Raw genomic sequence first — 14,846 nt, 5'->3', positions numbered from 1 at the left:
AGATTAATCCCCATCCCGTTCTCATGTTGGTAGGAACAGGATGGGGATTTCTAGTTAGGTTTGACGAATCAAATGATCAAAGGCGCCAAGCGCAGCAGTTGCCCCAGAACCCATAGAGATAATGATCTGCTTATAGGCACTGTCGGTACAATCGCCTGCTGCGAAGATTCCTTCGACATTCGTTGCACCGTGTTTGTCTACAAGGATCTCGCCGCGATCACTTAAAGCAAGGGTATCGGACAACCATTCTGTATTCGGCATCAAACCGATCAGGATGAAGACGCCTTCGACATTCAATGTGTGTTCTTCGTTCGTTACACGATCTACATAAGTCAGTGCTTCGACATGCGAAGAACCAGTGATCTCTTTTGTTGCCGCATCCGTGATCACAGTGACGTTGGACAATGAATAAAGCTTTTCTTGTAGGATTTGATCGGCCTTTAATTCTGGTAAGAATTCCAATACATAAATATGTTTGGCTAACCCAGCTAAATCAATCGCTGCTTCGATCCCTGAGTTTCCGCCGCCGATGACGACAACTTCTTTATCCTTGAACAATGGGCCGTCACAATGCGGACAGTAGGCGATGCCTTTATTTTTGAATTCTTTCTCACCAGGAACATTGATGGCACGCCAACGAGCGCCAGTAGAAAGGATCGCTGTTTTGGCGGTTAATTGCGCACCGTTTTCCAGCTCAACTTCGATCAAGTCATTTTTCTTGATCGATTTGGCGCGTTGCCCCTTCATGATATCCACGTCATATTGCTTCACGTGTTCTTCCACTTGCCGCATCAATTGCGGACCTTCCACATAAGGGGTACCAATCACATTTTCAATTCCCAGCGTTTCTAGAACCTGTCCGCCGAAGGTTTCCACGACCATTCCGGTCTTGATTCCTTTGCGAGCTGCATAGATGGCTGAGCTGGCACCCGCAGGACCGCCGCCGATTACTAGTACGTCAAAGGTTTCTTTGTCGGCGAATTCATCGGCACTTAGCGGACCACTGACTTTTTCAATGATTTGTTCGATCGTCATGCGGCCACTGTCGAATTCTTCGTCATTCAAGAAGACGGTTGGTACGGCCATGACTTCTTTTTCATCGACTTCTGCTTGATACATGCCGCCTTCGATCATGGTATGGGAAATCTTCGGATTCAACACAGCCATAATATTCAAGGCTTGCACGACATCTGGACAATTGTGACAGGTCAAGCTGACATAGGTCTCAAAGGACAATGTGCGATCAATTGCTTGGATCTGTTGGATCACCGCGTCATTAACCTTTGGTGCACGACCAGCAACCTGTAATAAGGCTAAGATAAATGAGGTAAATTCATGCCCCATTGGCAGCCCTGCGAAGATGATGCCACTAGCGTCCGCACCAACTTGATTGATCTCAAAGCTGGGTGTCCGCTTCAAGTTCTTAGTCTCAATCAAAATCTTGTCATCCATCGCTGCGACTTCCGTTAAGAAATCTTCCACTTTTTTTGAGTCTTCGGATTCATCTAAACTTGCGGAAAAGACGATCTTCGACTCCAATAGAGCTAAATATTGTTTAAGTTGTTCTTTTGTCTCATTATCTAACATAGGCACTAAATCTTCCCGACTAAGTCAAAGCTTGGTTTCAACGTTTCGCCGTCTTCTTTCCATTTCGCTGGACAAACTTCACCTGGATGTGTGCGGACATATTGCGCTGCACGAATCTTATCGATCAGGCTGCTTGCATCACGGCCGATACCATCTGCGTTGATTTCCATCGCTTGAACAATACCGTCTGGATCAATGATGAAGGTTCCACGCTGAGCCAAACCAGCTTCTTCGTCTAAGACATCAAAAATGCGTGAGATATGATGAGATGGGTCACCGATCATCGTGTAGTTGATCTTGCCGATCGCATCAGATGTGTCGTGCCATGCTTTGTGAGTGAAATGAGTATCGGTTGAGCAAGAATAGACTTCTACACCTAATTCTTGTAGTTTTTCATATTGATCCTGTAAATCTTCCAATTCCGTTGGACAAACAAAGGTAAAATCTGCTGGATAGAAACAAACAACGGACCATTTGCCTTGCAATACTTCTTCAGAAACCTCGATAAATTTTCCTTGACGATAGGCTTGTGCTTGAAACGCTTCAACTTGTTTCCCGATTAATGACATGAATGTACCCTCCTGTTTAATAGTGAGAAAATATTCTCTTAATTGATAAGAGTAGATCAAGAAAAACGTAAAACGACCCTCTCTTATTTAAAATAATTATAAACAAAAATACATTCCATTGTAAATGACTTTTTTGTAGATTTTTGCGATTATTTCTCCAAAAAGACGAAATTTTATTTGAAATTTGGTTTTTACTGAGGCGTTTTTCATAAGTAATAGGAGAAAAATTTGATTCAACGATTGAATTCATTAATCTAAATCGTCATAATAAGTTGTACAGAAAAGTGGTGAAAAAATGAGGAGCCACTGATAAAGTTCAATAACAAAGTAGTCAGAAGAAAATGTAGAATACATTTTCTTCTGACTTTTTTTCTTTATTATCATGAACTTTGGGAAAATACGTCAGATTCTAATTTCCGCGGTGGCGGGTCTAGTGGTGGTAGTTCAGGAGGCAGCTCAGGTGGCAGTTCTGGAGGAGGCTCATTTGGTGGAGGCAGCTCTGGGGGCGGTGGCGCAAGTTCAGGTTGGTAATAGTAATAGTATCTTGGAAGAAAAGCGGATGTGAGACATCCCCGCTGCCTTGGCAATGAACTTCATGATAGAAGAGGTCAAAGCTTATTTTCGTGAGGAAAATTATGATGCTGGGGTCAATATCGTAGCAAGTAATATTAATCAGATACTAATAGGAAGAAAGACTATCAAGGATTTTGAGTAGGGAGTTTTCGCGAAATACTTTGCTTGTAAGAGCGCTTGGGATGTTATTCGAACCTATGTATTGCCGACAGAGTTTATTCTGGTGGGAATTTACGTCATTTTAGAAGGAACAGTGAGAAAACTCTATATTTTACTGGAAAGTCCGCCGACAGTTTGCGGCGGAACTAAAGAAGGACCTGAAGAAAGCTGATCCAAGGTTCCAGCGTAATTCGGTCAGAAAAATGATCCACAGCAAAGAACCGGAAGTGCTAGAGGCTAGAGAAAAAATTGTGAAGCGCTATAAGCGGCTGAAGAAAAAACCGCTATATTATCATTTTTACTATGCTTTTGGAACCTTGACATTAATGGGCTATTTAGCAAAAAGAAGAAAGAGATGCAGCAATATTCCGTTTGCTATCATCATCGAGATCTGTGTAACAAGGGCAGATCAAGTGGTTACAGAGACAACTATGGCGGAGCAAGTTCAGATTTGTAAAACTGTTGAGGAATTTCCTCAGCAGTTTTTTTTGCTAAAACCAAGAAAATTTTAGTAAGAAAGCGCGATAATAATGGTCTGATTTTAAGGAATCTAACTCATTTATAATTTCCCCCACTTTATTGTAAATTCTAGGGGTTATTATTTGTAAAGAAAAAACAATCATAGGATAATATGGATAAATTTCATCTAGTTTTATTAAATATCCGCAGTAGATGATTAAAAAAATTTGTAAAGTAGGGATAGTATGAAAAAATGGGTAAGTACCGTCATGTTGCTCAGCCTATTTGGGAGTTTTGCGTCACCGATTATTGCAACAGCCGTTGAAACGACAGCGGCTTCCTCAGGCACTGCTACCAATGAAATGTCAACGATTAATTCGTTATCCAGTGATCCACAGACAGCTGTACCATCAGAATCCGCACCGATACCAGAGAAAACAGAGAGTACGGAGAAGCCTGTCGAGATCAAGAATTCGATTGAGTTTGAGAAAGTTAGTGAATTTATTGACAAAAATACAATGAATGATCAATTTGAGTTAGAACTCACGGGAAAGATCAATAGTTCTGCTGAAAACAAACAACCAATCAGCTTTGAAATGACGAAAAATTTTACGTTAGACAAAAGCAAAGCTGAAGAAAAGATCATTTTAAATGAAGAAAAAGAAGAGATCGGTAAATACAGTGTTGATACAACGGGGGCTCGCGCGAAGTACACGCTGAATTTTAACAAGCTTACAAAGGGAGAGAATCGTTTCAAACTCATCCTGTTAGGTACGATTACTCGCGGACCGGATAAAACCGTTGATTTCTATCAAGACGATCAAGAGATATTCCAACTGGCTTTACCGGAGATCAAAGAATCCAGTGAAAGCTCAAGTACAGCAGCAGGCGAGACAACCACTACTTCAGAAGCCAGCTCGACAGAAAGCGAAGATTCTACTAAAGATTCGACGAAAGAAAGCACCTCAGAAACAACAACAAGCTCGAAAGAACCGACTGAGAGCACAAAGAGCAAAGATACTGATAAGAAGAAAGTTGCGATCAAACCGCAAGCTGAAGAACCTGAGCAGCCTAGAGCAGCCGGTCCAATCGATGATTTATTCGCCCAATATGCGCCCGGGGACAACTTTGTAAAAGGCATTGATTTGAAATTTGATCCGAATCCGCCAACCATTAATTCGTTAGTCGACTTCAATTTGGATTTTACGATTCCAGATGCCGTTCGGACAGAATTGGTGTCGGGGGATTATTACGAAATGGACTTTCCTCAAGGGTTAGCGATTGTACAACCATCGCCACATGGGAATTTGACTGATGATGAGGGAATGATTTACGGAACCTATGTTTTTGATGCGACAACACAAAAACTACGAATCACTTTTACTCAGCAAGAGGGAGAAGAATTTTTACCACCAGAAAGTGGGTCTGTTACGGCGAATGTAAAGTTTGACACGAAAACGATCACTCAACCAGGGCCTTCGACGATTGTCTATCCAAGTAAAACAAATATTCCGCCTTTAACAATTACGATCAAACCTGTTGGTGGAACATCTATTAGTAAAGCAGGAAAAACAGATGCTTCATACAATCCCAATAAGGTCACTTGGAACGTTGATTTTAATAAAGATTTCTCTGAATTAGGGACACCATTATTAACGGAGCATTTTCCAGAACAGGTAACCTTCAATAAATCAGAAACGGGAGCTGTATCCATTTATCCATTAGACGTTGATTTTAATGGAGAAGTTACAGGAACAGGCCAGATTCCTTTAGATCCAAGTTTGTATACTGTGGCAGATGATGGCTCGATCCAATTCAAGACCGAAGTCAACCGTCCTTATCGAGTCGTCTATTCAACCACGATCAAGGATTCGGCTAAGCCTCAAAACGGTGGGACGGTTCCAATAAGCAACAAGGTTAATTTGACCACCGGAACAACTAATTTAGAAGCTGCCGCTACTGTGCAATTGAACTATAAAAAAGCGTTGGAGAAGGAACAGACCAAATATGACAATATCGGTCAGGAATATAGTTGGTTGATTCGCTACAACTATGGGCAGAAAGAACTAGCAAATGATACGATCCTTTCTGATACGTATTCACCAAATATGGATGTCGTATCTGATAGTTTCAAGGTCTATACAGTGAATTTTGACAAAAATGGGAATCCTGTAAACGGTGCATCACTCGATTCTTCAGATTATACAATCGATACATCAACAAACCCATTTACGATTACCTTTAAGAATAATGTACAGGCTGGAAGAGCCATCAACATTGAGTATAAGACAAAAGTAAACAAGATTGTGTCAACAAGCAACCCGCAGGAAATTACGAACCAAACAGAAACACCTCATATACCGAAAACGGGTCAAATAACAGAACATCCAAATCAACAGGTAATCATTAAGCATCAGCCAACTGTTGATGTTGGAACCAAAACAGCTCATTATTCGATTGATATCAATAAGAATAAGTATGAAATGACCAATGCACTATTTACAGATACGATGAAAAATTCGGAAAAGGGCTATGTTAGTCTTCCATCAAAAGTTAAGCAATCTGATAACCCTGAGGATGCTGGAGTCACTATTCAAGATGTTACAGATAATCACAAAAAGTTGAAGGGTGCCCTCCAAATATTAGATGCGGATGGAAAGGTTTTAGAGACAGTCGGAGATACAGCAGCCGCGGATTATCTCGTTTCGGTAAACCTAACGGCCGATCAAGTGGGCTATCAGAATTTCACTGTGAAATTCCAGAATACCTATGCCAAGACAGATCACCAGTTTAAGATGGATTACTATATTGCGTATAACCAATTTAATCAAGGGGTAGAAAATCCAAATGCGGCGCTCGATTATGGCAATACGATGGTTGCGCAATTTTCAAATGATGGAACATCCTATGATTCATCTAGTTCAGCCGATTTTAAGACAAGCTCCAAAGAAGCCAATCAAGGGGTGAAGTCAGGAAGCTACAATCCAAAAACTAAGGAAATCACGTGGACAATCCTGACAAACTACAACAATTTAGGTGTCTCTGTATTTAATCTTAGAGATCCAATCACTGGAAATCAGGTTTATGAACCCGATTCCTTGAATATTACGCGGGGGAGAATTAATGATAGTGGGGATTTCCAAGCGGCTACCGGAAATACTTACGGTGGGAATCAGGTCGGACAGTCCTATTTAGGAATAACAAATCCAAAGCCGACTGGTGAAAACGATCAAGGAACGTTAGAAATTGACTTTGGTTCGGATAATAATTACATCCCCGGATGGAATGTCACAGGGGCGCCTATGGTTTTCCGGATTCAATTCAAAACCTCTCTGCAAGGAAAAATTGTCTACAATCAATCGACCTACAGAAATACGGCAATTACGACGGTTGAAGGTGAAGAACAACGATTATCCGCGTCTGTTTCGATAGCGTTTGGCGGGCAATCGGCCATCAAAACAGGAAATTATAACACGCAGACAGGGTTGATCAATTGGCAATTGGACATAAATCCAAACCAGTCCCTACTATCTAATGTAAAGATTCAGGATACGCCAAGCGCCAATCAAATCCTGCAGGAAAGCTTTAAATTGTACACCGGAAAATATTCTGGATCTGGTAGCTCCACAACTGTTCAACCGGATCAGCTTGTCCCGGCAGATCAATACAAAGTGGAGGTAACAACAGATCCGGCAACTGGTCAGCAAAGCTTTACGGTCGATATGTCAAAAATCCAAGAAAAAACCGATCCAAACAATCCCGATGGATACTTAACGGGGATCATTGAGAAACCGTATATTCTGGTTTATGATACAGAACCAAACTTTGCTTCTAAAACAGAAACAGTCACAAATAAAGCCTCGATTTCTAGTGAAGGAAGAGAGCTTCCAGGAAAAGATACTCAAAAAAATGTCACGGTAACGATCCAAGATTCCAGTGGGACGGCCTATGGAACAAAAGGAAAGATTATTGTTCAAAAAGTGAACGGAAATGGCGGGATTGTGTCAGGCGCCGTCCTACAGTTGCTACGGAAAAATACGAAGACCAACAAGACGGATGTTCTTTATGAGGTGACGACAGATAATCAAGGACTAGTTACCTTCGGAAATCTGATCGGAACAAGCTCGACCTATGAGTATTATGTCAAAGAAATCGAAGCCCCAGACGGCTACACGATTCCCAAAGAGCTGCTCGATGGAAAAAGAGTGGCCGTGAACACTAGAAAAGATGTAGGTATTACACAAATTAAAAATGAATCAGTTCAGATACATTTCAACAAGACCGACGTTAATGGACAATTAATTGCCGGAGGACTGTTTACTCTTTATCAAAATACCGGAACAGTAGCTTCCCCCAATTATTCATATTTGAAGTCCATAGTTCCAACTAAGGAAGGCTTCGATCTCTCAGGTTTGAGTGACGGGCAATATCGTATCCAAGAGGTAATGAGCCCAGACGGTTATCAGATTAATCAAACAACGATCGATTTTGAAATCAAGAAAAATGATGACAATACTAGAAACGTCTTTGTGAATGATCAAGTGGTTCCTGATGGTGTCTTAGAGATGAAGGACTTCCAAGGTTCAGCTGTCTTGAAGAAGACCGATGAAGCTGGGAAAAATCTGGCTGGAGCACAATTCAATCTGCAACGGGCAGAGCTGAATACAGATGACTATAGCGATTATGGTGATCAAAGCAAGTATGTCACCAACAGCAACGGTCAATTGAACCTGAACAACTTGGCACCAGGTAAGTACAAATTGAAGGAAAGTAAAGCGCCAGAGGATTACTATTTAAATAGTAGGGAATTTACATTTGCTATCGATCCAGTATCGAATGGAAATCAAGCACCAACAACAATTCAACTGAATAATGGCGAGGCATTGATTGATTACCAAGGCACTGCCCGCTTTAAGAAAGTTGATGGACGTGATTTTGCCGCCGGAACAGAGACACCATTAGCAGGGGCACGTTTCCAATTGTATACAGCAGATGGAGAGACACCGATCGGTAATACCGTGGCTTCGGGAACAGATGGCTACTTTACCTTTAAGAATTTAGCGCCAGGCACGACCTACGCTATCAAAGAAACCCAAGCACCAGATGACTATCTGATTAACCAGCAAATGATCCGCTTCACCACGCCAGTCACCAATAATCAAGGTGATGATGCGATCACGATTGACAATGAAGGTCAGAAGCTGGTAGTGGACGAAAAGACCCCGTTCAAAAACTACAAAGAAGGGGTACAATTCCAAAAAGTTGATGCCAATGGACATGGCTTAGGCGGAGCAAAATATCAGTTATTGATGCAGCGCAATGGACAATGGCAGGCAATCACTGATGAAAACAAAGGAGCTGGCGGCGATGGCTTATTCACCTCCGATCCGCTAGACGGTAGTGTGCGCGGCTTTGAATTATCTCCAGGCAGCTACAAATTTGTGGAACAGACAGCGCCAAACGGCTATCTATTGAATACCAAGGAAATTCCGTTTGTCGTGAAAAGCCAAGCAGAGAGTGAACCAGTGATCCTTGAGATCCCGATTACCGGCGATGCCAATGTCAATTACCAAGGATCAGCACAACTATACAAGGAAGCGGAGAATACTTCCGATGATGGCTTCAGCAAACTAAGCGGCGCGACCTTCGATGTCTATACCGATGCTGCTCAGCCAGTCAAAGTAACAGCAGACAGCATTAAATCAGATGATGATGGAAATGTAACGATTGAAGGCTTAGCCCCCGGTAAATACTATTTCCAAGAAGTGTCAAACAGCAGCAAGTACCTAGTGAATAGTCAAAAAATCAAGTTCACGATTCCAAACAGTGCAGCCGGCAAACCAGCCGTGGTCACTACTAATGACCAAACAGCACCCGGCGGCAAACTGACACTGCGAAACTATCTAGGTGCGGTCGAATTGACGAAGGTCGATAAGGATGGTCAGCCACTACGAAATGCGGAGTTCACGATTTATGATAGTGACAACAAAGCTGCTGGGACCGGAATTTCTGGACCTGACGGCAAGGTGACCATTAATAAATTAGTACCTGGCGACTATACACTCAAGGAAACCAAAGCGCCAACCGGCTATTTGATCAATGATCAAACGATTAGCGTTACGATTCCAACTTCAGCCGAAGGACAGCCGCAAGTTGTTAAGGTCAATGAAGCCTTCAAGGATTATCAAGGCTCGGTGAAGTTGATCAAGACCGATGCCAGCGATAAACCATTAACCGGAGCGAAGTTCCAATTATTGGATAGCGAAGAACAGCCTGTCGGAACAGTAACTTCGAATAGTCAAGGTGAAGTCACCTTCAATAATCTGGCACCTGGCGATTACACCTTTAAGGAAGTCGCAGCACCAGCCGGTTATCTGTTGAATACTACGACTGTTCCAGTAACGGTAGCGAAAAACGCAAACGGACAGCCAGCAGTAGTGACAGTTCAAGATCACTTCATCAACTATCAAGGTGCCGCTCAGTTGACGAAGACCGATGGCAACGGTGATGCGCTGCAAGGCGCGAAGTTCAAGGTCATTGATGCAGAAGGTAAAGATGTAGCTGGAAAAACAGCGACTTCTGATGAAGACGGTTTGGTTAAGGTAACAGGTTTAGCACCCGGCAGCTATCGTTTCGTGGAAACCGAAGCACCGGCTAAGGGAAATGCTGGCAGATACATCATGACCAGTGAAGACTTAGCTTTTGAGATTCCAGCCGAAAGCAAGGGCGCACCAGCAATCGTCAAAATCAACAATGACGTCGCCAACTATCGCGGCACGATCCGTCTGCATAAGGTCGGCAACGATATAACTGATGATTCGAAGATTGTGGATCTTGCTAACGCAGAATTTACACTCTATACGAAACCTGATTTCAGTGATACTGATCCTGCGAAAGTGAAATCCAACGCAAAAGGGATTGCTGAGTTCAAGGATCTGGCACCGGGCACGTATTATGTGAAGGAAACAGCAGCACCAAGTGGGTATTTATTAAATACCTTCCCGTTGACTTTTGTTGTTCCAGACCGTGTACCAGCAACGATGCCAATAACCGATGAGCAAAATCATACGAATAAAATCGAAGACGGGGAATACGTTGTTGACGGTGGAAACTTCCAAAACAGCCGAAAAGAAATCGATCTGAAGAAGAACGACGGTGAAACAGATGGCGACTTAGACTTGTCACAAGTAGCCTTCGCGTTGTATTTCGATGATGGCTCAGCGGATGGAGAATTAGTTAAAGACGACCTGAAACCAGAGAGTGATGGCACGATCGATGTTAGTAATCTAGCATTAGAGGATGGCAGCTACAAATTAGTTGAAACCCAGACCGCGCCAAATTACGTGCTTAGCAGTCAGCCAGTGTACTTTGTGGTAAATAATCAACAGGCTTACGGAATCACTTTAGACTTGAATAACTACCAAGCTTCTATTAAAGGAAGAAAAGTCAGCGGCGATAAACAACTAGCCGAAGCCGAATATCAGCTCTACAAATCCGATGATCTTGATAATCCAATCGAGACAACAGATGCAGGTGGTAATAAACAAATAACGATCAAGACAAATAAAGATGGCGAATTCTTTGCCAAAGGACTTAGCGCCGGTGACTATGTCTTGAAGGAAACCAAAGCACCAGATGGCTATATTTTGGATACGACCGAGCGTAAGTTTACGATCTATCCGCAAAAAGGCAAACCAGTCACACTTGATTTAGGCGATTTTGAGAACTATCAAGGAACCGCCAAGCTGACTAAGCAAGCAGAATCAGGCAAGCTACTAGCCGATGCCGTCTTCGAGGTTCAAACCAAAGCTGGCGATACTGTTCAAGAGAACTTGAATTCCAACGAAAATGGAGAAGTAACCGCAAAAGATCTCGAACCCGGCGATTATCAATTCGTCGAAACCAAAGCGCCAGCGGGTTACCTGATCAATACGATACCTATACCATTTACGATTGATGCAGAAGCCGCCGGCGAACCAGCCGTAGTGATCGCCAGCGAGAATTTTGTGAATTATCAAGGCTCCGCTCACTTCCGCAAAACGGATGCAGCGAATAAGCCGTTAGCACACGCAGAATTTGAAGTAAGGAATGCAGACAATAAAGTCGTTGGCAACGCGATCTATTCTGATGAAGATGGTTTCGTCACAGCGACGGATTTAGCACCTGGTAAGTACAAATTTGTGGAGACCGAAGCACCAGAAGGCTATCTGATCAATGATACAGAGATTCCATTTACTATTCCGACCGAAGTTGCCGATAAACCAGCGGTAGTAGAAGCATTGAATGGCGATGATTTTATTGACTACAAAGGCTCAGCCATTTTGACGAAAGCCGATGCGAATAGTGATCCATTGGAAAATGCAGAGTTTAAAGTGCTGAAAGAATCTGGCGATACAGCTATCGATTCCATCATCAGTGATGAGAATGGTAAAGTTTTAGCTAACGAATTAGCACCCGGCAAATATACCTTTGTGGAAGTCAAAGCGCCTAAAGGGTATATCATCAACACAGATCCAGTACCATTCGAGATACCTGCCGGTGCAAAGGGCGAACCAAAGCAGATTAAAGCCAATAAAGGCAAAGACTTTATCAACTACCAAGGCTCAGCCAAGTTGATCAAAACCAACGAAGATGGCAAAGTGCTAGCCGATGCAGTCTTTGCATTGCAGACGGATAAAGGCAAAGAAGTCCAAAAAGACTTGAAGACTAATGCCAAAGGTGAGATCACTGTCGATCAGTTAGCACCAGGCAAGTATCAATTCATTGAAACGAAAGCACCAGCAGGCTATATCATTAATACAGAGCCAGTGAAGTTTGAAATAAACAATGAAACAAAGGGTGAGCCCAAAGTGGTTACTGCTAGTGATGGCTTTATCAACTATCAAGGCTCTGTTGAATTAACCAAGGTGGATGCAGACAACGCCAATAATCGTTTAGCGAACGCTGAGTTCCAGCTGCTGGATAGCGATCAAAAAGTTCTTCGTGAGAATCTGAAGACAGATAGAGATGGGAAGCTCAAGGCAGATGATCTCGCGCCTGGCAAGTACTACTTTAAGGAAACGAAGGCGCCCGAAGATTATCAATTGTCCGATAAGCTGATCGAGTTTACGATCTCAGCGGCGCATAGTGGAAAACCAGTAACGGTTGAAGTAAGAGCAGAAAACAAAATGATTCCAAATCAACCGAATAGACCAAGCAGACCGAACACACCAGACCAAGGATTTTACCCTAAAACTGGTGAAGATAAGAACATCAGCCTGCTAATCATCGGGGCGATCATCATTTTGATTGTGGTAGGAGTCATTTATATTCGCAAGAGAAAATAAAGCGATGAAAAGACATTTTCAATAAATGTTAGCCTTTCTATGGCGAACAAAAATAAAAAAGAATCACTAGTAAATAGGTACATGACGCTAAATTAACGTCATGTACCTATTTATTTTTGGTCAAAATATCAAGAAAATGAGGAATGAAACCTAAATAAGAATGAAAATAAAGAAATAATTCCCCCTTATTTTTGAATTCATCTTTATAAAATGCGGAGAATTAAAAAGAAAACCTGTTCAGATTAAAATAATTAAAAAAAAAGATTTTATTATTTCGTTTTAGGACTGTATTTCGCCGATGTTATGCGTTATTCTAAATTCTTAAGAAATAAATAAAACAGCGAAAACGCTTAGAAAAAATTCGTAATTGATAGCGCAAACACCAAAGAAAAATATTCCCAAATGATACTTTTTAAATTACATGGAAAATCTTCAAAAAAATGTGTTTTGAGAAAACTATAGACAATATAAAAACTTGTTATTTTATAGAGAATTGCAGAAACAAACTCTTTTTCATGCAATTGGCTTGCCTAAATTTTTTATATTATCAGAAAGAGTTCGAAAAATCGACCACTGATTTATTGGAAATGAAGACACTTTGTTTAAGTACCAGTAATTTAACTGGTAATAACAATTAATTCCATAATATTTTGAATTTATAAAAAAATTGGTTTTATAGTTAATAAGGTCAAAATAATGTATAATTATTATCTTAATTACTTCGTTTTAATATTCTTATATTTTGATAAAAAATTAAAGTGTGAATTTCATTGTTTTTTTTTGAAATAAAAAGTATACTAAATTCAGCAGAAATTTTGTATCTTTTTCTGCTGAATTGTGACATAGGTAACATAAATACTAAGTAAGGGAGGTATGTAGATGAAGAAAATTGTAAGTGGGTTAATTGCACTCATCGCGGTGGTTTTGTTTGTTGGGCCTAGCGCTCATGCGGACGGTGCCATTACTGCTGATGAACAAAGAATTTTGTCGGAGTTGGATAAAGGCGTAACTGTAGGCGGAAAGACTTTCAATATTGGCGCATCAGAACGTGCACAAGCAGAAAACTTCTTGAAACAAAACGATGTTTCTGCAGATAAAGTGAACGGTGTGGTTGCACAAATTCAGAAAGCTCGTTCTTTAGTTGAATCTTCAGGTCTTGATGTTTCAAACATCACTTCTATTGAAGCGTTAATTAAAGCCTTGCCATTGAGCACCAAGAACCAATTGAAGGATATCATCACCGAAGCGGCGAATATCCTAGGGCTGACAATCACCTTCTACCCTGGAGGCTATTCTATTACTCAGCCAAGTTCAGGTTCAACTGCGTCAGGTTCAACGAAACCAGCCAGCAGTACTGTTTACACATCAGGTGGTGCAGTAAAACAAACAGGCATGACATATTTGTCTAGTGCAATTTCTTTCGCAAGTCTACTACTAGTTGCAGCAGGTGCATTTGTAGTGGGACGTAAGAAACTTGCGTAAGGCTTCTAGGCTGAAGAGGGTTGGGGCGATTTTGATCGCTCCGATCATCTTTCTTGTTATCGGCTATTCTCTGATGTATGTCATAGGACGACCTGTGATCCAATTTGTAACTTCTTCTATTCAACTATTTTTACTAACAGATACTCCCGACTTTGAGGCGACGGAACAGACATTTGAGGCTGTGGACAATACAAAGATCGCAACGAATGAGAAAAATGAGCTTCCATCGAGTAAAGTCAATTATCCGGTGGGGGGAGAACTTTTCGGCAAGGTGAAGATAGAAAAAGTACAACTGGATGTTCCTTTATATTTTGGAGATACTGAAGAAATTTTACGTCAAGGGGCGGGACAGTTCATGGGATCGGTGTATCCCGGCGAGCTGGGCACGTCACTGATCGGTGGACACAATGTCGATGATTTTGGCAAGCTAGGCGCCGCGCAGGTCGGGGATACGATCGAGATCCAGACGACTTACGGCAATTACACATACCGCATCACTCAATTAGACGTTAAAAATAAAAAAGATAAAGAAATCGATGATATGATCTATCAACGTAACGACCGACGCATCATTCTTTACACCTGCTATCCGTTAGATAGTCTAGGGTTGACCGATGAACGATTATTCGCCATCGGAGAATTTGTTTCGGGACCAATCATCAATGGAAACGAGTAGGAGGAAAGACGATAC

6 protein-coding genes are annotated in these 14,846 nt (G+C 41.7%); 4 read left to right on the top strand and 2 right to left on the bottom strand.

Features of this window, described 5'->3' with window-relative positions:
- Nucleotides 1–54: 54 nt before the first annotated feature.
- Nucleotides 55–1,587, bottom strand: coding sequence for an alkyl hydroperoxide reductase subunit F (gene ahpF / locus E6139_RS01345; protein WP_316401238.1), 1,533 nt, complete (start codon nt 1,585–1,587; stop codon nt 55–57).
- A gap of 5 nt (nt 1,588–1,592) precedes the next feature.
- Nucleotides 1,593–2,156: an alkyl hydroperoxide reductase subunit C gene (gene ahpC, locus E6139_RS01340; RefSeq protein ID WP_216407792.1), complete on the bottom strand. Its 564-nt coding sequence runs from the start codon at nt 2,154–2,156 to the stop codon at nt 1,593–1,595.
- Nucleotides 2,157–3,091: 935 nt separating this feature from the next.
- Between ahpC and E6139_RS01335 the strand changes: the two genes are divergently transcribed.
- The 4 genes from E6139_RS01335 to E6139_RS01320 all read left to right on the top strand — a co-directional run bounded on the left by E6139_RS01335 (nt 3,092) and on the right by E6139_RS01320 (nt 14,831).
- On the top strand, nt 3,092–3,400 hold the full coding sequence (locus E6139_RS01335) for a hypothetical protein (protein WP_316401237.1): 309 nt from the start codon (nt 3,092–3,094) through the stop codon (nt 3,398–3,400).
- 192 nt (nt 3,401–3,592) lie between these two features.
- Nucleotides 3,593–12,673 (top strand): SpaA isopeptide-forming pilin-related protein, encoded by a 9,081-nt coding sequence (locus E6139_RS01330; protein ID WP_316401236.1) that lies wholly within the window; start codon nt 3,593–3,595, stop codon nt 12,671–12,673.
- An 879-nt stretch (nt 12,674–13,552) separates the two neighbouring features.
- Entirely contained in the window at nt 13,553–14,155 is a 603-nt protein-coding gene (locus E6139_RS01325; protein ID WP_316401235.1) for a hypothetical protein, read from the top strand.
- Nucleotides 14,156–14,183: 28 nt separating this feature from the next.
- On the top strand, nt 14,184–14,831 hold the full coding sequence (locus E6139_RS01320) for a class D sortase (protein WP_316401300.1): 648 nt from the start codon (nt 14,184–14,186) through the stop codon (nt 14,829–14,831).
- Nucleotides 14,832–14,846: the final 15 nt, after the last annotated feature.

Source organism: Enterococcus sp. (assembly GCF_032555305.1).
In the GTDB taxonomy this organism is placed as follows: domain Bacteria; phylum Bacillota; class Bacilli; order Lactobacillales; family Enterococcaceae; genus Enterococcus_A.
Note: the sequence above shows the minus strand (reverse complement) of the source record. Positions and strands in the feature narration are given on the sequence as shown.

What these genes read in the sequence shown, in the direction of transcription:
- E6139_RS01335 (WP_316401237.1), top strand. Translation starts at nt 3,092, where the DNA reads ATGATCCACAGCAAAGAACCGGAAGTGCTAGAGGCTAGAGAAAAAATT.
- E6139_RS01325 (WP_316401235.1), top strand. Translation starts at nt 13,553, where the DNA reads ATGAAGAAAATTGTAAGTGGGTTAATTGCACTCATCGCGGTGGTTTTG.
- ahpF (WP_316401238.1), bottom strand. Translation starts at nt 1,587, where the DNA reads ATGTTAGATAATGAGACAAAAGAACAACTTAAACAATATTTAGCTCTA.
- ahpC (WP_216407792.1), bottom strand. Translation starts at nt 2,156, where the DNA reads ATGTCATTAATCGGGAAACAAGTTGAAGCGTTTCAAGCACAAGCCTAT.
- E6139_RS01330 (WP_316401236.1), top strand. Translation starts at nt 3,593, where the DNA reads ATGAAAAAATGGGTAAGTACCGTCATGTTGCTCAGCCTATTTGGGAGT.